This is a genomic window from Micromonospora sp. L31 (assembly GCF_052068075.1).
Lineage (GTDB): Bacteria > Actinomycetota > Actinomycetes > Mycobacteriales > Micromonosporaceae > Micromonospora > Micromonospora purpureochromogenes.
This window is the reverse complement of the sequence record NZ_JBQHDC010000004.1, coordinates 426,111-443,923: the sequence shown is the minus strand read 5'-3', so window position 1 is coordinate 443,923 and position 17,813 is coordinate 426,111. Positions and strand designations below refer to the sequence as shown.

12 protein-coding genes and 1 tRNA gene are annotated in these 17,813 nt (G+C 74.5%); 5 read left to right on the top strand and 8 right to left on the bottom strand.

All coding sequences use genetic code 11. The features are described from left to right. Positions 1-127 precede the first annotated feature (127 nt). Together ACTMS9_RS14755 and ACTMS9_RS14750 are read left to right on the top strand one after the other, a co-directional pair. A complete protein-coding gene (locus ACTMS9_RS14755; protein ID WP_441146825.1) occupies positions 128-1,108 on the top strand; it encodes an LLM class F420-dependent oxidoreductase in 981 nt (326 codons plus the stop codon). Further along, a complete protein-coding gene (locus ACTMS9_RS14750; RefSeq protein ID WP_441165212.1) occupies positions 1,105-1,896 on the top strand; it encodes an SDR family oxidoreductase in 792 nt (263 codons plus the stop codon). The genes ACTMS9_RS14755 and ACTMS9_RS14750 overlap by 4 nt, the downstream gene beginning before the upstream one ends. Before the next feature lie 156 nt (positions 1,897-2,052). Here the strand turns inward: ACTMS9_RS14750 and ACTMS9_RS14745 are convergent, their stop codons facing one another. From ACTMS9_RS14745 to ACTMS9_RS14725, 5 genes are all read right to left on the bottom strand, one after another. Beyond that, positions 2,053-4,476 (bottom strand): transglutaminaseTgpA domain-containing protein, encoded by a 2,424-nt coding sequence (locus ACTMS9_RS14745; protein WP_441165211.1) that lies wholly within the window; start codon positions 4,474-4,476, stop codon positions 2,053-2,055. Next, entirely contained in the window at positions 4,452-5,600 is a 1,149-nt protein-coding gene (locus ACTMS9_RS14740) for a DUF58 domain-containing protein (protein ID WP_441165210.1), read from the bottom strand. Before ACTMS9_RS14740 ends, ACTMS9_RS14745 begins: the two co-directional genes overlap by 25 nt. Before the next feature lie 13 nt (positions 5,601-5,613). Beyond that, the gene (locus ACTMS9_RS14735; protein WP_441165209.1) at positions 5,614-6,612 is read right to left on the bottom strand and encodes an AAA family ATPase; all 999 of its coding nucleotides are present in this window, start codon (positions 6,610-6,612) and stop codon (positions 5,614-5,616) included. Positions 6,613-6,645: 33 nt separating this feature from the next. Further along, positions 6,646-9,207, bottom strand: a complete 2,562-nt coding sequence (locus ACTMS9_RS14730) for a fibronectin type III domain-containing protein (RefSeq protein ID WP_441165262.1) — start codon at positions 9,205-9,207, stop codon at positions 6,646-6,648. 222 nt (positions 9,208-9,429) lie between these two features. Further along, positions 9,430-12,498 carry a tetratricopeptide repeat protein gene (locus ACTMS9_RS14725; RefSeq protein WP_441165208.1) on the bottom strand — a complete coding sequence of 1,023 codons (3,069 nt, stop codon included), beginning with the start codon at positions 12,496-12,498 and terminating at the stop codon, positions 9,430-9,432. 234 nt (positions 12,499-12,732) lie between these two features. Between ACTMS9_RS14725 and ACTMS9_RS14720 the strand changes: the two genes are divergently transcribed. Continuing rightward, positions 12,733-12,816, top strand: a tRNA-Leu gene (locus ACTMS9_RS14720). A 531-nt stretch (positions 12,817-13,347) separates the two neighbouring features. On the opposite strand, the gene ACTMS9_RS14715 is transcribed toward ACTMS9_RS14720, so the two are convergent. Then, positions 13,348-14,358, bottom strand: a complete 1,011-nt coding sequence (locus tag ACTMS9_RS14715) for a mechanosensitive ion channel family protein (protein WP_441165207.1) — start codon at positions 14,356-14,358, stop codon at positions 13,348-13,350. A gap of 291 nt (positions 14,359-14,649) precedes the next feature. Here ACTMS9_RS14715 and ACTMS9_RS14710 point away from each other — a divergent pair, with 291 nt between their 5' ends. Further along, positions 14,650-15,195 carry a hypothetical protein gene (locus ACTMS9_RS14710; RefSeq protein WP_441165206.1) on the top strand — a complete coding sequence of 182 codons (546 nt, stop codon included), beginning with the start codon at positions 14,650-14,652 and terminating at the stop codon, positions 15,193-15,195. Between the two features lie 121 nt (positions 15,196-15,316). Here ACTMS9_RS14710 and ACTMS9_RS14705 read toward each other — a convergent pair whose 3' ends face one another. After that, the gene (locus ACTMS9_RS14705) at positions 15,317-16,522 is read right to left on the bottom strand and encodes an esterase-like activity of phytase family protein (RefSeq protein ID WP_441165205.1); all 1,206 of its coding nucleotides are present in this window, start codon (positions 16,520-16,522) and stop codon (positions 15,317-15,319) included. 115 nt (positions 16,523-16,637) lie between these two features. Between ACTMS9_RS14705 and ACTMS9_RS14700 the strand changes: the two genes are divergently transcribed. After that, positions 16,638-16,931 (top strand): NAD(P)-dependent oxidoreductase, encoded by a 294-nt coding sequence (locus ACTMS9_RS14700; RefSeq protein ID WP_441165204.1) that lies wholly within the window; start codon positions 16,638-16,640, stop codon positions 16,929-16,931. Between the two features lie 343 nt (positions 16,932-17,274). On the opposite strand, the gene ACTMS9_RS14695 is transcribed toward ACTMS9_RS14700, so the two are convergent. Beyond that, the gene (locus ACTMS9_RS14695; protein WP_441165203.1) at positions 17,275-17,499 is read right to left on the bottom strand and encodes a hypothetical protein; all 225 of its coding nucleotides are present in this window, start codon (positions 17,497-17,499) and stop codon (positions 17,275-17,277) included. Positions 17,500-17,813: the final 314 nt, after the last annotated feature.

The window sequence follows — 17,813 nt, the reverse complement described above, 5'->3', positions numbered from 1 at the left end:
GATCTCGTGCGGGCACCGCCGTCCGTCCCGGCGGGCGCGCGGAACGCGTCGAGTGCCGCGGTGTTCCCGGCTCTTGTTCCCGTGCCGGCGAGCGGGCACGATCGACCGGATGACGAACCGATGGGGCATGACGGTGCCGCTGGGCGGCGTCCCGCTCGCCGACCACGCCGCGGTCTACGCGGCCCTCGACCGGGCCGGGTTCACCGACGTCTGGTCGTCGGAGGTCAACGGCGCCGACGCGTTCACCCCGCTCGCCCTCGCCGCCGCCTGGCAGCCGCGGCTGCGCCTCGGCACCGCGATCGCCCCGGTCTTCACCCGGGGGCCCGGGCTGCTGGCGATGAGCGCCGCCGCGCTCGCCGAGGCCGCCCCGGGGCGCTTCGCGCTGGGCATCGGCGCCTCCTCGCCGGTGCTGGTCGACGACTGGAACGCGATTCCGTTCACCGAGCCGTTCCGGCGCACCCGGGACGTGCTGCGCTTCCTCAGGGCGGCGCTGCGCGGGGAGACGGTGGACGGCGCGTTCGACACCTTCGCCGTACGCCGGTTCACCCTCGAACGCCCACCGGCGGTGCCGCCGGCGGTGCTGCTGGCGGCGCTGCGCCCCGGGATGCTCCGGCTGGCCGCCGCGGAGGCCGACGGGGTGATCCTCAACTGGCTCGCCGCCGACGACGTGCCGAAGGCCCTCGCCGAGCTGGGCGGACGCGGCCCCGGCTTCGAGGTGGTCGCCCGGATCTTCGTCTGCCCCACCGAGGACGCCGGCTACGCCCGCACCCTCGGCCGGCGGCTGATCACCAGCTACCTGACCGTGCCGGCGTACGCCGAATTCCACCGCTGGCTGGGCCGGGAGAGCGCGCTCGGCCCGATGTGGACGGCCTGGGCCGCCGGGGACCGGCGGGGCGCCGGCGCGGCCGTGCCCGACGAGGTGGTCGACGCGCTGGTGCTGCACGGCTCGCCCGAGCGGTGCCGCGCCGAGGTGCGCCGCTACGCCGAGGCGGGGGTGGACGTGCCGGTGCTCGCGCTGCTGCCCACCCCGGAGCTGACGTCCGGCGGCGCCGCCGCGCTGGGCGACCTGATCGCCCGGCTCGGGCCGGCGGGGGAGGAGCGGGCGTGAACCTGACCGACCGGGTGGCGGTGATCACCGGAGCGGCCGGCGGCATCGGGTCGGCGCTGGCGCGCCGGTTCGCCGCCGAGGGCGCGGCGGCGCTGGTGCTGGCCGACCTGGACGCCAGCGCCACCGGCGCGGTGGCCGAGAGCGTCGGCCCGATCGCCCGGGCCGTCGCCGTGGACGTCACCGACGAGGACCAGGTCCGCGACATGGTCGCCGACACCGAGCGACGGTACGGCCGGATCGACCTGTTCTGCGCCAACGCGGGTGTGGCCACCGGCGGGGGCGTGGAGGCGGCCGACGCGGAGTGGGACCGGTCCTGGCGGGTCAACGTGCTGTCCCACGTGTACGCCGCCCGCGCGGTGCTGCCGGCGATGCTGGCCCGGGGCGAGGGCTACCTGTTGCACACCTGCTCGGCGGCCGGGGTGCTGACCGCGGTGGGCGACGCCCCGTACACCGCCACCAAGCACGCGGCGGTCGGGTTCGCCGAGTGGCTGGCGATCACCTACCGCGACCAGGGCATCCGGGTCAGCGCGCTCTGCCCGCAGGGGGTGGATACGCCGATGCTCGCCGACGGGTTGGCCGCCGGCCACCTCGGCGCCCGGGTGATCGCGGCCTCCGGCGCGGTGCTCACCGCAGACCAGGTGGCCGACGCGGCCATCGTCGGGCTGGCCGAGGAGCGTTTCCTGATCCTGCCGCACCCCGAGGTCGCCGCGTACGCCCTGCGCCGCGCCCAGGACCCCGACGGCTGGCAGGCCGGCCTCCGCAAACTCGTCCGCCGCCTCCGCGCCTGACCGCTTCCCCTCCCGCGCCCTTCCGCCGGCTTGCTCATTGATCAAGAAGTTTGCGTCTCGGCGGGCCGGTTTCCTGACGCAAACCTCTTGATCACCGTGGCCGGAGCCCGCGCTGGCGGTGCCCGGTTCGCCCATGGGCAGGGGCGCTGGGTGGGGTCAGGGGCGCCAGCGGAGGGGGCCGGGGTGGACCGACCAGAGCAGGCGGCGCCAGCGGGGGCGGGCGGCGCGCAGGGCCGCCACGTACTGCTCGGCGAGCGCCGTCGCCTTGTCGGCGTGGGCCGGGGTGGCGCTACCGGGCGCGAAGGCGACCTGGTTGAGCAGGACGGCCAGCTCGTCCACGTCAGGTCCGTCCACCATGGCCGGTGCGGTGGCGACGGCCGGGCCGTACCCGGCGTATCCGGCGTGGTCGGTCTCGCCGGTCCGGTCGACAATCGCAGGAGCGGTCGGAGGAGCGGTCCGGTCGGCGGTCGTGGTGGCGCGGGCGTCGGCCAAGGTTCGTCGGGCGTGTCGGGCCACCTCCGTGGCGGCCAGGTCGCCGCCGACTGGCCGGCCCGCCAGGCGCAGCGCGTCGGTGACCTCCCGCCAGGCGCCGGCGATCCGCTCGCCGGGGTCACCCCGTTCCCGGCGGGCCCGGGCCTGCGCCCGGCGCATCCCGGCCAGCGTGGCCAACGCCGCCCCGACCAGCAGCAGCAGGCCGGCGACGGCCACGGCGACCAGCACCGGCGTCGACACGCCCCGGTCACCGGCGGGACCGTCGGCAGCGGCCACCGCCGGCGGGGTCGCGGTGGGCTCCACGGTCGGCTCGGGCACCTCGGACGGGGGCGGGTCGTCCGGCGTCGGCCGGAAGTCCTCCTCCACCGGTCGGGGCTCGGTGTCCGGCCGGGGCAGCGGGTCGAACGGCACCCAGCCGACGCCCGAGAAGAGCACCTCCGGCCAGGCGAACGCGTCGGCGGCCCGGACCGGACCGTCGCCGCGCGACTCGAAACCCACCACCACCCGGGTCGGTAGACCGGTCAGCCGGCCCAGCACCGCGAACGCCGCCGCGAACTGCTCCGACGTGCCGCGCTGCCCGCCGCCCCCGCGTGGTCCGAAGAGGAAGAAGTTCAAGTTCGGGTACGCGTGCCCGCTCGGCGCGTCCGCCACCACCCGGTAGTGCTCGGCGAGGAACTGCTCGATCGCGGCGGCCCGCGCGTACGGGGCGCCGTTGTCCTCGGCGAGCTGGCCGGCGAGCTTGCGCAGCGGCTCCGGCGTACCGTCGGCGACCCGCAGCACCCGCGCCACCTCCGCACCGGCCGGCACGTCGGCGGTGGCGAGCAGGTTCGCGTCCGGCCGCTCCCGCGCCGAGGTGACCGTGTACCGCAAGCCCGGGCTCAGCCCCTCCGGGCGGATCAGCGTCCCGGTCGCCGGGTCGTACGCCACCCGCGCCCCGGTGACCTCGCGCGGGGTGGCCACCGCCGGCAGCAGCCGTCCGGTCAGGCCGGCCACGGTGATCTCCTGCCGGACGGTCTCCACCGGCCCGGCGTCAGATGTCGTGGCGGGCAGGATCCGCCCCGCGTTGCGGTAGGTCGCGCCGACCCGCCAGGTCACCCCGTCGTAGTCGCTGAGCACCGCCAGCCGGATGCGGCTCTCGGCCCCGGCCGGCGCCCGGGTGGTCACGTCCAGCAGCTTCTGCTCCGGGTTGAGCGCCCAGCCGGAAATCCGGATCAGCGGGTTCTCGTCCAGCGACTCCACCCGCGGCGGCTCCACGTAGCGGCGCGGGTCCACCGGCCGGTCGTCGACCCGGGCGGCCAGCAGCGGCCCGAGCAGGGCGGCCAGCCCCACCACCACCGCCAGGCCGAGCGCGGTGCCCGCCACCAGCCGGGCCCGCACGGCCGCCCGGACCGACGGGGCCAGCCCGGCCGTCGGGTCGGCCGCCCCCGGCGCGCCCCGCCGGTCGGAGGCGGCCAGCCCCAGCGCGACCGCGCCGGCGAAGGCCACCGACGGCCAGGTCGCCGGGTCCGCGTTCGGCCCCACCACGTAGAGCGCGCCGGCGTAGAGCAGCGTCGGCGGCAGGAAGCCGAGCAGGGTCCGGCCGGCGCGCAGCGCCACCTCCGCGCCGGTCAGCCCGGCCAGCCAGGCCGCCACCAGGGGCACCAGCACGGTGTCCGGCGCCGGCTCGACCGGGATCATCGCGGTGAGCAGGCGGGGGATGCCGTTGCGGGCCGCGTCGGCGACGATCGGCCCGAAACTGCCCGGCAGGTCGGCGTGCCGGGCGGCCAGGTGCAGCGAGAACGCCGTCCAGCCGGCCATTGCGGCCACCGACACCGGCGCCACCAGCCAGGAGGGCAGCCGCCGGGCGGCCACGCTGACCAGCACCGAGCCGACCGCCGCGCCGAGCATCAGCCGGGTCAGCAGGTCGTCGGCGTACACCCGACCGAGCACCACCCCGGCCAGCGCGGTCATCACGACCAGCGCCACCGGCACCGGCACCGCGCGCAGCCCCCGCCGTACCGTCGCGCCCCGACCGTCGTCCGGCGGCGCCGCCGAACCGGACGCGGCCGGGCGCGCCTGCGTCGTCACCACCGGCGGACCCCGTCCCACTCGGCGGCGAACCCGGCGCCGTCGGCCACGTCCAGCACCACCAGGCCCGCCGCGGCGGCCGGCATCGGCCCGTCCGCGCCGAAGACCGCCACCACCACCGACGGGTACGCCCCGCGCAGCGCGCCGACCTGCCCCAGGTCACCCCGGCCGCCCGGCCCGGTGAGGAAGACCAGCGTGTCGCCGGCCCGGTCCTGCCGCAGCCGGCTCGCCGAGGTGTGCAACGTGTCGGCATCGCCGTCGGTCAGCTCCACGGCGGCCAGCCGGTCCAGCGGCGGCTCGCCGGCCCCGTCCTCCCCGGGCGCCACCAGCAGCAGCGCCACCGGCAGATCCTCCCGGACGGCGGCGGTGACCACCGAGGCGGCGGCCTCGCAGGCGGACTCGAAGGACTCGGCCACCCCGTCCACCCGCTGCGGGTGGGCGCCGGCCCGGTTGTCCAGCAGCACCACGATCCGGGGCAGGCTGGTGTCCACGTTCTCCCGCACCATCAGCTCGCCCACCCGGGCGCTGGTGCGCCAGTGCACCCGGCGCAGCTCGTCGCCGACGACGTACTCGCGCAGCGAGTCGAAGGTGATCGACCCGTGCGGCACGCTGTCCGACCGGCCGTCGAGGCTGCGCCCCGCCCCAGTGGGCACCGCGGTCAGCGGGTGGATCCGCGGGTGCACCCAGACCGGCACCGTTGCACCGTACGGGCGGGAGAGCGCCACCAGCCCCAGTGGATCGCGCCGGGTCACCCGCAGCGGGCCGACCGGCACCACGCCCCGGCGTCGGGTCGGCACCTCGTACCGGACGGTGGTGTCCCGCCCGGGACGCAGCCGCAGCACCGGCACGGGCACCGTCGCCGCGCCGCACCGGTCCTCGGCCAGCAGGTTCGCCGCCCGCAGCCGCCCGGCGTTGCGGACCGTGACCGTCATGTGGGCCGGCTCGCCCCGGGCCACCCGGTCCGGGTCGGCGCTGCGGGAGACCGCCAGGCGGGGCCGCCAGGCGGCGGTCGCCACGGCGTAGCCGACCGCCACCGCGGCCGCCGCGCCGAGCAGCACCAATTCCGGGTACGCGAAGCGGAAGCCGACGCCGAGCAGCAGCACGGCGGCGACGAGCAGCCCGACACCCCGGGCGGTGATCCCCATCGACGTACGGCCGTCAGCTGTTCGCCGGGGCCGGCTGGCCCGACGGCAGCGGCACCGGCACCGACGCGATCGCCTGGCGCAGCACCTCGGCGGGGGTCACCCCGCGCACCTGCGCGTCCGGGGTGAGCAGCAGCCGGTGCGCGAAGACCGGCTCGGCGAGGGTCTTCAGGTCCTCCGGCATGATCCAGCCCCGGCCGTCGATCAGCGCGTACGCGCACGCCGCGCGGGTCAACGCGATCACGCCCCGGGGGCTGACCCCGACCCGTACCTGCGGATGGTTGCGGGTCGCGGCGGCCAGCCGGACCGCGTACGCGTAGAGCGGCTCGGCGATGTGCACCCGGCGGGCCATCCGGACCATCTCCCCGACGGTGGCGGTGTCGGTGACCGCGCTGAGCGAGTCGGGGGAGCGGACCGTCGCGCCGCGCAGCACCTCCACCTCGACCGCCTCGTCCGGGTAGCCCACCGACAGCTTCACCAGGAAGCGGTCCAGCTGCGCCTCCGGCAACCGGTAGGTGCCGTCCATCTCGACGGGGTTCTGCGTGGCCACCACCAGGAAGGGCTGCGGCACCGGATGCCGGACGCCGTCCACGGTGACCGTGCGCTCCTCCATCACCTCCAGCAGCGCCGACTGGGTCTTCGGCGAGGCCCGGTTGATCTCGTCGGCGATGACGATGTTGGCGAAGACCGGCCCCGGGTGGAACTCGAAGCCCCGGGTGGCCTGGTTGAAGATGGTCACCCCGGAGACGTCCGAGGGGAGCAGGTCCGGGGTGAACTGGATGCGGCGCCACTCACCCTTGACCGTCGCGGCGATCGCCCGGGCCAGGGTCGTCTTGCCGACGCCGGGCACGTCCTCCAGCAGGACGTGCCCCTGCGCGAACAGCGCGGTCAGCGCCAGCCGTACCACCTGCGGTTTGCCCAGCACGACCGCGTTGACGTTCTCCGCCAGCCGGGCGGCGAGGGCGGCGAAGCCCTGCACCTCCGGGTGGGTGAGCGGTTCCTGGGTGCTGTTCACGGTGGTGGTGCTCCTCGACTGGCTGGTGCGGCGTCAGCAGGTGGGCAGGACGTTGATGTTGTCGCCGCCCTCCAGGTTGAGCCACGCCCACGGGATGTAGTTGCGCCCGGAGTACTCGACCTGCACCCACCAGGTGCTGCGCTTGTTGTCGTTGTAGATGTAGGCATAGACCTCTTCGCCCGACTTCTTGCAGTACGCCTTGAGTCGGGTGCCGGGCCTGGCCCAACCGACCTGCCTGTTGTTGTCCTGCCGGGGCACGGAGAAGACCTCGTTGCCGTTGCGGCCGGCCACGTCGTTGTCGCAGTAGCTCGCCTCCGGCCCGGACGCGCCGTTGTTGCAGGTGGCGACGCCGTACAGCGGGTCGGTGGTCTGCGCCCGGGTCGCGGTGCCCTTGCCGGCCGCGTTGCTCGCCGTGACCGTGAACGTGTACGCCGTCCCCGGCGTCAGGCCGGGCATCGTGATGCTGGAACAGGGGCCGGACCTCGCCGCCTCACCGGCGGTGCTCAGCGAGCAGGTGGCCTGCCCGCCGCCCGCGTCGACCGTGAAGGTGACGGTCGCCGCGGTGGCGGTCGCCGACGAGCCGGTCACCGTCACCCGGGGCGCCGCGACCGTCCGCGCAGTGGTGCTGGCCTCCGGGCCGGGGCCGGCCTCGTTGACCGCCTTCACCTTCACCGTCACGCTCTGCCCGTCGCTCAGCCCGGACTCGATCTTCTGCGTGTCGGTCACCTCGCTGACCTTGCCTCCGACGTCGACCAGGTACTTCGTCACCGGGCGGCCGTTGTCCAGCGCCGGCGACCACTGCACGGCGACGGTGCCGCGCTGGTCGGCGACCGTGGTCGCCCGCAACTCGGCCGGCTGCCCCGGCGGGGCGAACGGCACCACCGTGTTGCTCACCGGCGAGGCCGCCGAACCGGCGCCCTTGTCGTTGACGGACACCACGGTGAAGGCGTACTGGGTGCCGTACTCCAGCTCACCGGCCGGCACCACCAGCTCCGTCTTCGCCGACTCGCCGGCCGGTGCGTTCGTGCCGGCCGAGGTCGCGGTCACCGCGTACTTCGCGATGGTGTTGCCCTGCCCGTTCGCGGCCGGCCACTTCACCAGCACCGTGCCGTCCGGCCGAGCCTCGGCGGTCACGCCGGCCGGCGGGTCCGGCACCGCCGCCGTCGGGGTGACCGGGTTGCTCCGCCGGGCCGGGCCGGCGCCCTTGGCGTTCACCGCGTGCACCGCGAAGGTGTACGACTCGCCGTTGGTCAGGCCGGTGATCTCCACCGCCCGCTGGTTGGCGCCCACCTCGTGCTTCTGGCCGCCGCCCTCCACCACGTACCTGGTGATCTCGGCGCCGTTCGCGGCCGCCGGCTTCCAGCTCACCCGGGCCCGCGCGTTGCCGGCGGACGCGGTGACGCTGCGCGGCGCGCTCGGCTTGCCCACCTTCGGCTTCTTCGGCGGAGGCGGCGGCGGGGGAACCGGCGGCGGGTCGCCGCCGAGCACGTCGTTGGCGTACTTGTTGACCTCGCGCACCTGGTGCTTGTCGTCGACCACCCGGGCCGTCGACGAGTCGGGCGCGTTGATGAACAGGTGGTTCTCCCGCACGTCCAGCTCCAGCGGGCCGGTCATCCCCTTGCCCCGGATGGTGTCGACCAGCTTGCCGGCGCCGTCGAACGCGTAGACCGTCCCACTGGCCTCGTCGGCGCAGTAGAACCGGCCGGCCCAGGCCACCGCCGCGTTGAGCCGGTCACCGCTGCCCGGCACGGTGAACTGGCGTACCTCGCTGCCGTCGGCCACCACGTGCACCCGCCGCTCGCCGCCCACCGTGACCGGCACGGCCGGGCCGCTGGTCCGGGCCGGCAGCGTGCCCGCGGACGACATGGCCAGCGGGGTGCGCACCGTCTCGCCGGCGCGGACGGTGACCAGCGACGCCGAGGTGCGGTCCAGCACCGCCACGCCGTCGTCCAGCGTGGACACCACCAGCTCGTGGCTCGGCTCCGCGACCGTGTACGTCTCGACCTGCTTCGGGCTGAGGCCGCCGCCATCAGTGGGGGCGGCGGGCAGCTCCGCCGCGGTGACCGCCGAGACGGTGCCCTCGCTGGGGATCGCGATCCAGAGCCGGCCCTTGCCGTCGAACGCGCCGCCGGTGATGCCCGGCGGGTAGCGCACCGGCTCACCCACCGGGGTCAGCGAGCGCGGGTCCAGCTGCCGGACGATGCCCTGCACGGCGTCGACGACGAACGCCGCGTCCTCGTGCAGCACGACGTTGACCCCGAGGCCGGGCGTGGTCCGGGTGGTCGCGGTGATCTGGAGGGTGGCCAGGTCCAGCGAGCTGACCTGGCCGGTGTTCAGGTCACGCAGGATGAGCAGCCGATCGGTCTGGGTGACCTGCATCGGGTGCCGCCGCGCGCCGGGGATCTCCATCCGGGTGTCGACCCGCGCGGTGACACCGTTGACCCGGGCCATCTCGCTGCGCGCCGCGCTCCACAACCAGCTGCTGGCGTCGTAGTTGGCCACCGCGTTGTCGGCGGCGCCCAGCCCGAGCACCGTCAGCCCCATCGCCGCCAGCAGCGCACCCACCGTGCCGATGGTGACCAGCCCGCCGCGCATCCGGGAGCGGCGTGGCGGTGCGGCGGTGTCGGTCACGGTGCTCCGCCCCGGGTCGTCGATGGTGGCCACGTCCGGCTGCCTCCCCGTCTGGCTGTCCAGGTGGCGCGCCGTGTCCCCGGCGACCCTCCCCTGAGCCGTGGGACATCATATGGGCCGCGCCGGCACCGGGGAACCCGCTGGGTCCCCCTGTGGACACCCAGCGTGTGCGCCGTGGACGGTCGGTCAACCCGCCGGCGTCCGCCGCTCCCGGTCCGTGCAGACCTGTCCCGACGTGGCGAAGGCGTCCGTGGAGTACACCGCCAGCACCGTGAAGCAGTAGTCCACCGTGGAGCTGAGCCCGTTCACGGTGTAGGTCGTCTGTCCCGGGTCGACGGTGGCCATCACGCCGAGCGCCTTACCGGCGCGCCCGCCGGCGACCATGAACGGCACCCCGCCACCCGCCGGGTCGGACCAGGTGATCGTGACGCTCGTCCCGTCGTCGCGCAGCTTCAGGCCGGTGGGCGGCGCGCCGGTCGCCTTCGCCGCCCCCGGTGTGCCCCTGGTCGGCGCAGGCGGCACGCCGGGCTCGTCGCGGTCCAACGCCACCGCGCCGACGACCCCCGCGACCCCCAGCACCACGACGCCCGCCACGACGGCCAGCACCACGCGACCCCGCCCGCGCCGCTCCGGCGGCGCCTCGACCGGGTACGCCGGCGGCGGCTGGTACACCGGCGGATACATCGTCTCCTGGCGCGGCTGCTCGACGGGGGCGTCGGCCTCCTCCTGCACCACCTGCGGCGGCATGTCGTACGCGACCAGCGGCTCGTCGACGAGTTCCAGCGGCCCGTCGGTGTCGGTCTGGCTGCTGCCGTCGTCGTCCTCGGCCGGCTCGTCGCGGCTCGGGGCGGTGGTCAGCGGCTGCGGCGGCGCGACGCTGCTCCACGGGGGCGCGGTCAGCCCCCACGGTGGCGCGCTGACCGGTGGGGTGCTCACCGGCGGGGAGCTCACCGGGTGGTGCGGTGCCGGCGGCCTGCTGGCCACGGGCGGCATCGACGGACGGTGCACCTGGAGGGCCGGCGGGGTGCTGACGGGGTGGTTCGATGCTGGTGGGGTGCCGACGGGTTGGTTCGGTGCCGGCGGGGTGCTGACCGGGTAGGCGGGCGCCGGCGGGGTGCTAACCGGGTAGGAGGGTGCGGGCGCGGCGCTTGTCACGGGGGGCGCGCTGAGGTGGTGGGCCGGCGGGGTGACCGCATGGTGCTGGGTTGGCGGGGCGCTCACCGGGTTGGCCGGGGTGCCGGGCGCGGGGGCCGCACTGACGGGGTGGGTCGGCGGGGCGACCGGACGGTGCGGTGGTTGCGGGGCGCTGATCGGGTGCGTGGGCGCCGGGACCGGCGGCGCGCTGATCGGTGGCACGGGTGCCGGCGGGACCGGCGGTGCAGGCAGCGGCGTGACCGGTGGTCCGGGTGGTGCGCTGACCGGCGGTGCGGGTGGCGTGCTGACCGGCGGGATGGGGGCCGCACTCACCGGCCGCACGGGGACCGGGGGAGCGCTGACCGGGTGCACGGTGGCCGGGTGCGCGGAGACCGGTGGTGCGTTGACGACCGGCGGTGCGGGTACTGGTCGGGCGGTCGTGGGCGGTGGGGGCACCGGGGGTGCGCTCACCGGCGGGCCGCTGACGGGCTGGGATGCCCCGGCGTGCGGCGGCGCGCTGACCGGGCCGGGGCTGACCGGTCGGGAGTTGACGGGCGGGGTGCTGACCGGGGCGTTCGTCGGTCGGGTCGTCGCCCGGGTCGTTCCCGCCTGGCGCTGGGCCTCCTCGCGCAGGAGCGGATCTATCTGCTGGACCTGGATGGTCGGCCGGTCCCAGCCGTGCGCCTTCGGGACCGTCGGCCGCGGGACCTCCGTGCCGGCCGGCTCCGTCGATCTGTCAAGCGGCGTGACCGGTGACGGATGCGACGGGGTGGCACCGGTGGTCACCGGACTCGGCGTGGTGCCTCCGGTGGTCACCGGCGTACCCGTGGCGGGCCGGTGGTCCGGCGGAAGTGGCGTCGGCGCCGCGTCGACCGGCGGCGCCGGAACCGTCGGAGTCCGGCTCGGCACCTGGGGTGCCGGTGGCACGATCGCGGGCGCCGTCATCGGGCCGGGCGGTACCTGTGCCCGCGGAGGGACCGGGGGTGGTGGCACCGCCGTCCGGGCCGGCGCGGGCTGCGGAGCCGGCGGCGTCGCGGCGGCCGGCCCGGGCGCCGGCGGCAGGGGCGACGTGGCGGCGGGTCCGGACCGCGCATCCGCCGGCGCGATCGGGGGCACGGCCGGGGCCCGCAGGTGCGGCGGCGCCCACGGTGACGTGTTGGGGGCGGCGGCGTCGACGTGCGCGGGTGGCCCGGGTCGGGGCGGAATGGGAGCGGGTACCACGGGTGGCTGCGGGGTCGGCCGGGCGGGCGGATGCGGCGCGGGCGGGGCCGACCGGGGCACCGGCACCTGGGGTGCCGGCGGCACGGAGAACTGCCCGTGCGGCGCGTGCGGAAGCTGCGAGGCCGCGACGGGCGGCGGTGGCGCGGGTGGTGCCGGCGCGGGCGGCACCCGGCGTGCGGGCGAGGCCTGCGGTGGTGCGGAGACCTGTTGAGCGAGGGGCGGCGCCTGGGGCGCCGGCGGTACGGTCCGCTGCGGGGGCACCGGCGCCGTGGGTTGCTGCCGCACCGGCGGTACGACCGGCCTCTGCTGCGGCATGCCGGTCGTGGGCGCGGAGAACGCGCCGCCCGTGCTCGGCGCGGTGCTCGGCGGTCCGGCCTGCCGAACGGCGGGCGGCCCGGAGTGCCGGAGCGGAACCGGTCCGGGCTGCGGAGCCGGCCCGGGCTGCGGGGCGACGGGCGGGGGCATCGCCGGTGCCGCGCCGCCGAGGTACTGCCGGGCCGCCCGTACCGCGGGGTGGTGCTCACCGAGCACGGCGGGCCCGGCGGTGGCCACCCGGGTGTAGTTGCGGCGGGCCTCGTGCCGGTTGCCGAGCTCCTCGGCCACCGACCCCAGATCGAAGGAGATGGCCAGCATCAGCGGCTCGCTGCCGGTCCACCGGCGCTCGCCTGCCGCGTACGCCTCCTCCAGCACCCGCCGGGCGGCGGTCGGGTCGTCGGCCTCGCGGTGCATCCGTGCCAGCAGGTGGGCGGTGCCCAGCACCTCCGGGTGGTCCTCGCCGTACGCCGGCCGGACCGAGGCGATCGTGTCGGCCAGCAGCCGGCGGGCGGCGGGCAGATCACCGGCGGAACGGAGGGCGAGCGCCCGCTGCTGGGCGGCGACGAGGGGGGAGGGTTGTGACACGTGAGCAATGCTGCCGGTAGACGGTGCCCGGACGCTACCCGCCGGACGGCACGCCCCCGCCGATCCTGGCCGCCCCATGCCTCTGACCTGGGCAGATGTCGCGACATTGCACCGGGCCGGCGGCGATGTGCATGATCCATCTCGGCCGTGTACAGTAATGCCCCGTGCGGCCCACCAGGGGCGGCTGACCGGCGGGAGAGCCGGCGACGCCGACAGGGTAGGCTGGACGAGTAGGTCCGGGTGGCGGAATGGCAGACGCGCTAGCTTGAGGTGCTAGTGCCCGTATAGGGCGTGGGGGTTCAAGTCCCCCCTCGGACACGACCCATAACCCCACGGTGCGCGCTGAGATCAGCTTCAGCGCGCACCGTTTGCGTTTCTGGCTGGTACGTGAGTCGGAGGCCGAGCTGACGGTTGACCTCGGCCTTGTCAGCGGGGTCTGCGTCGCGGAGCACGGTTCGGCTCCGGCGTCGAGGGCTGCTCGGTTGCGTTCAAGCTTGGCGTCGCAGTCGGCGATGGTTGCCCGGGCTGCGGTGCCAAGGGCGGGTAGATCATCAGTGGCCGGGGCGTTAGCCATAGCGCCACCAAACGGCGGCGCGGCGCGTGACGAGGTTCTCCTACTGGACGCAGGCGGCGACACCGCCTGATCGACTGTCGGGCCACACACCCACGGATCCGAGGAGGAGTTCTTCGCCCGGCTACGCGAGGCAGGGGTGCTGGTCCGACTGACGCAGCAGCACCGATCCTCGCAACATCACCGGGTACGCGCTGGCGCTTCCCGGCGCACGCACTCCCGGCAGGCAGCCGGTGTACTTCGGCGGGGGCCGGTTGGCGCCCGACATGGCCCGCCGGTCAGGGCTGGTACTGGCTGCGGGTGCGGGGCAGCCACTGGGGATGGTGGTCCCGCATGTAGCGGATCAGTCCCTCGCGTAGGTCGCAGCGCAGGTCCCAGGCGCTGGCGCCGTCCGCGGCCGAGGCCTGCACCTGGATGACCACGGTCTGCGGGGTGGCGTCGACCATCTGGAGCACCCACTGGTCTCGGTCCCACAGCGGTGAGGACTCGACCAGTCGGCGTGCCTCCCGGCGCAGGTCGTCCAGGTCGGCGGTGTGGTCGACATGGATTTGGATCTTGCCGACCACCCGCGACTCGTTCCGGGTCCAGTTTTGGAACGGCCGCTCAGTGAAGTACGTGGTCGGCAGGATGAGTACCCGGTCGTCCCAGAGCCGGATCACCACGTTGGTCAGCTTCACCTCCTCGACCCGGCCCCATTCGCCGTCCACTACCAGCACGTCGCCGACGTGCATCCCGTCGGCGAAGGCTATCTGGATGCCGGCGAACGCGTTGCCGAGCGCGGTTCGGGCGGAGAGGCCGATCACCGCGCCGATCACGCCGGCCGAGGTCAGAATGGAGATGCCGGCGAGGCGTACCGGCCGGAAGGTGATCAGGATCAGGCCGATCGCGACGACGGTAACCACGGCGACGGTGAGCCGCCGCACGGGGCGGATCTGGGTCCGGGCCCGCCGGATCCGCCGGCTGGTGACCAGATCGCTGGGCAGCTTGGCGAACGCGACCGTTTCGACAACATTCAATGTCCGGATCACCAGCCACGCGCTGAGGGCGATCAGGACCAGCAGGGCGGTGTGCCGCAGATAACGCTGCCACTCGGCCGGTCCGGGCGGCAGTGCGTAGTACAGCGCCCCGACCAGCAGGGCCGCGGCCGCCGGGCGGCGGCAGGCGTGCCGCAGCGGCTCCAGCAGCCACTTGTAGCGGCCACGGGCAGCCCGGCGGATCAGCACGCCGGTGACCAGGTCCACGACCACGGCCGCCGCCAGCGCAGCCAACACGATCAACGCGGTACGCATCAGAAGCCGTTCACCGTGATCCCGATGCCGCCTCTCCTGAGCTCGACCGCACTCCCCGCTTCAGGGTGTCATCGGATCCGGTGGCGAGCGGCGGATATCGGGAATGCCAGACGGCCGTGACGGACGTCCGGCGACACGCCACTGCTTGAGCCGGTTGAAGCAGCGCTCCACGACGTTGCGCTGCTTGTAGATCACCTTGTCAAGGCCGGTGGCCGCCCCGCCGGCGTGCAGGCAGGGTGGGCCGCCACGGACGAGACCTACGACGAGCCCGGCTACCGGTGAGGAGCACCGATGACCCACAGTGAACAGCGCCGCCCGGAACTCGTCGTCGGACTGGTGGCGACCCCGCCGGACCACCCGGCCCGGGTGGCCGCGCGGCTCACCGCCGAGCTGGCCGGCCGGCTCTCCGAGCGGGTGGGCGCCGGCGTGCGGTGGACCGTCCGGGAAGGCTGGGGTGAGGTGGCGCCGCGCCGCGCCGGCGGCGTTGAGGCGCTGCTCGACGATCTTGCCCAACGGCGCACCGACGATCGGTGGGACGTCGCGCTCTGCCTGACCGACCTGCCGCTGCACACCGAGCGGGTGCCGCTGGTCGCGCAGACCTCCGCCCGGCGCCGAGTCGCGATGGTGTCCCTGCCCGCGCTGGGCCTGGGCCAGCTGCGTGCAGCCCGCGCGGCCGTTCCGGACCTGGTGAGCCGACTACTCACCGACGCTTCGGACTGCATTGCCGGAGAAGACAGCCACGACGGTTGCTGCCATCCGTGGAAGCCCGGCGTCCGCTGTATGACTTTTCGACTACGTCGAGCGGCACGTCGTCCGGCACGTCGACGGAATCGCTGAACGGGGCGTTCATTCCTCCGCCCGGCGCGGCGGCGGCGCAGATCAGGTGGTGGCGGCCGACTTGCGGTCGGCCGGTACGGGGTGGGCGGCGGATCGGGTCACCCACCCCCCGGGCATCGGGTCAGTAGCGACGCAGGATGCGCTTGTCCGCGTCCAGGCCGCGGTCCAGCTTGATCACGATGAACTCGTTGTTGTCCGCCTGTCCGGCCGTCCGGCCCGCGGAGAACGGGAAGTTGTTGTCGTTGAGGACGGCCAGGGTGCGGTCGTCGAGGATCACCACGTCCTCGATGGTCTGGAACGGGAACGTGAAGGTGCCTTCGAACCCGCCGACGTGCCGCGGGTTGGCGATGTTCATCAGGTCGGCGACCAACGTCTTGTCGAGGCGGCCGTCTTGGTCCCGGTCGCGCTTGTCGGCGAGGTAGATCTTCTTGACCTTCGCCGTGGCGCCCTGGCCGTTGTCCCGCTCGATGATCAGGAGACGGTCGCGGTCGACCATGATCGTGTCACCGATCGCGTGGTTGGGAGCGTCGAGCGCGTAGGTCCAGCGCCGAGCGGTGTACGCGTTCGTCTTGACGTCGAACTCGTTGAGCCGCAAGGTGCCCGCCGGGTCGCCGGCGACCGTACCCTCAAGCAGCGGGTAGAGCGTGCCACCGTCGGGCGACTGGGCCATGCCCTCGAAGCCCTTGCTGCTGGCGAGGTTGGCCGGGGTCGTGCCGCGGGTCGGGTTCTCGGGAGCGAACACGCCCGGCAGCGGCACCGGCGCCTGCAGTAGGCGGCCTGCCCGGTCGAAGTGCAGCAGGTACGGGCCGAATTCGTCACCGATCCAGTACGTGCCGTCGGCCGTCCGGGTGATCGATTCGACGTCGAAGTCGGCGCCGGTCAGCACGCGGTCGGCGCGGGTGAGCGGGAATGGCACCTTGCCGTACGGGTCGGTCAGGTTGATGCCACCGACCACGTCGACGGCGCCGTTGGTGAAGTCGGGCGCGACCCGCTGGACACGCAGCAGGAAGTCGGCACTGTTGGCCTTGTTGCCGAAGCCGTTGTCGGACAGCACGTCGAAGGTGCCGTCGGTGTTGCGGAGGACGCCACTGAACCCCTGGATCGGTTGCTCGGCGAACGGCGGGATGATGCCGTTGATGGGGGCAGTGCCGAGCGACGAGCCGGACGGTTCGCTGCCGGGAACGAAGGTCGTTGCCGGCAGTGCGGCGAACTTTTGCAACTCGGCCCGGTCCCACGTGCTCCGCTCGGCTGCGGACGCGGCGCCCGGCAGCGTCAGGGTCAGGGCGGCCACGGCCGCACCCAGGCCCACCCGCTTGCTTATTGCCATCGATCCTCATCTCTTCAAGATTGGCCAGGCGTGTCTCGGTCGTGATCCGATGGCAAGGTAGAGGGGCGCAGTGAATTCGGATTGGCCAAAGGGGAATGCGCGTCCAAACCGTGTGATGACCCTTCTTGGCGACCTCGGCTTCGCACGCGACCTAGCGTCTGCGCCGTCATGGACGCGTCCTGAGGCCAGCCCGGGCCGAGGGCGACGCCCACAGGCCCTGGGCATGCTCGGCGCCGGCAAGGTGGGCACGGTGCTCGCGCGGCTCGCACTGGCGGCGGGCTGCGGGGCGCTCGTCGCCGGTTCGGGCGACCCGGCGAGGATCGCCCACCGCACTGACCAGGACTTCCTGCTCGGTGACCTCTTCGGCAACTCCGACGTGGTCACCTGTCGCTGCTTTCGAGACGGCTAGGATTACAGCTCGCCGGTGGAACTGAGCCAACCTCCTTGTCCGCCGGGGCAGCCTCACCGCTTTGCGGCGGCCCGGTGTTAAAGCCCCAATCCTCGTCGCCGGCACCATGACAGCCCTCGGCGAAGCGCCGTTCGTCGACGTTCCAGCACCCGTCTCGGCGCGCTGCGCCAAAGTCGCCGAGGTCAGGGGAACTGCCGACGGGCCAATACGCGCGGTGATCGAGGCCGAGGCCGACCGGCGCGACGCACCGGCGTACGCATGGTCGGGGCCGACGAGCGATGGGAGCTGCTGACAGGGCTGAGCCCTGCCCGGGTGAGCCCACCGGCACGGTACGGCCGTGTCGTCACTGGTTGCCGCGCTGCGCGCCGCCTGGGTCGGCGGCGGGGTTCTCGTCCGCGGGCGAGGTGCCGCCCGACGAGATCCCCGCGACGCCCATCGGGGACTGGAACTGCTCGTCGGGCTTGGCCGGGTCGGCGTGGAGCTGGTCCGGTGCGCCGGGTCCGGGGTCGGCACCGCCGGCGCGCTCGTCGAGTTCGTTGGGCGGGGAGGGATCAACCGGGTTCGTCATGCGGACCAGGTACCACCACGGGAGCCGGCGAAACTCGACCACGGGATGGAGGTCGGGTCATCCGGGGCGGGACGGCCCGACACTGCGGGATCGGCCGACCCGGGCATTCGAGCTGGACCTCGGTGAGCCGGAGGCGTTGGGGGTGGGTTGCCTCGGAGATCAGCAAGATCATCGGGCACACGCCGGGCGCGACTGATGCCGACTAGGGGCTATCAACCGCGGGCAGGGGAAGAACTCGCTCGGGTCAGGCGGCCAATCCGTCCGATTGGAGTTGATGAGGAGAGCGCCGGAGGGGTTCAGGGTTCGAGTACCTG

Excerpts from the sequence above, each read along its gene's own strand:
- ACTMS9_RS14700 (WP_441165204.1), top strand. The coding sequence starts at position 16,638 with ATGACCCTTCTTGGCGACCTCGGCTTCGCACGCGACCTAGCGTCTGCG.
- ACTMS9_RS14755 (WP_441146825.1), top strand. The coding sequence starts at position 128 with ATGACGGTGCCGCTGGGCGGCGTCCCGCTCGCCGACCACGCCGCGGTC.
- ACTMS9_RS14740 (WP_441165210.1), bottom strand. The coding sequence starts at position 5,600 with ATGGGGATCACCGCCCGGGGTGTCGGGCTGCTCGTCGCCGCCGTGCTG.
- ACTMS9_RS14695 (WP_441165203.1), bottom strand. The coding sequence starts at position 17,499 with ATGACGAACCCGGTTGATCCCTCCCCGCCCAACGAACTCGACGAGCGC.
- ACTMS9_RS14705 (WP_441165205.1), bottom strand. The coding sequence starts at position 16,522 with ATGGCAATAAGCAAGCGGGTGGGCCTGGGTGCGGCCGTGGCCGCCCTG.
- ACTMS9_RS14710 (WP_441165206.1), top strand. The coding sequence starts at position 14,650 with ATGACCCACAGTGAACAGCGCCGCCCGGAACTCGTCGTCGGACTGGTG.
- ACTMS9_RS14715 (WP_441165207.1), bottom strand. The coding sequence starts at position 14,358 with ATGCGTACCGCGTTGATCGTGTTGGCTGCGCTGGCGGCGGCCGTGGTC.
- ACTMS9_RS14730 (WP_441165262.1), bottom strand. The coding sequence starts at position 9,207 with ATGCGCGGCGGGCTGGTCACCATCGGCACGGTGGGTGCGCTGCTGGCG.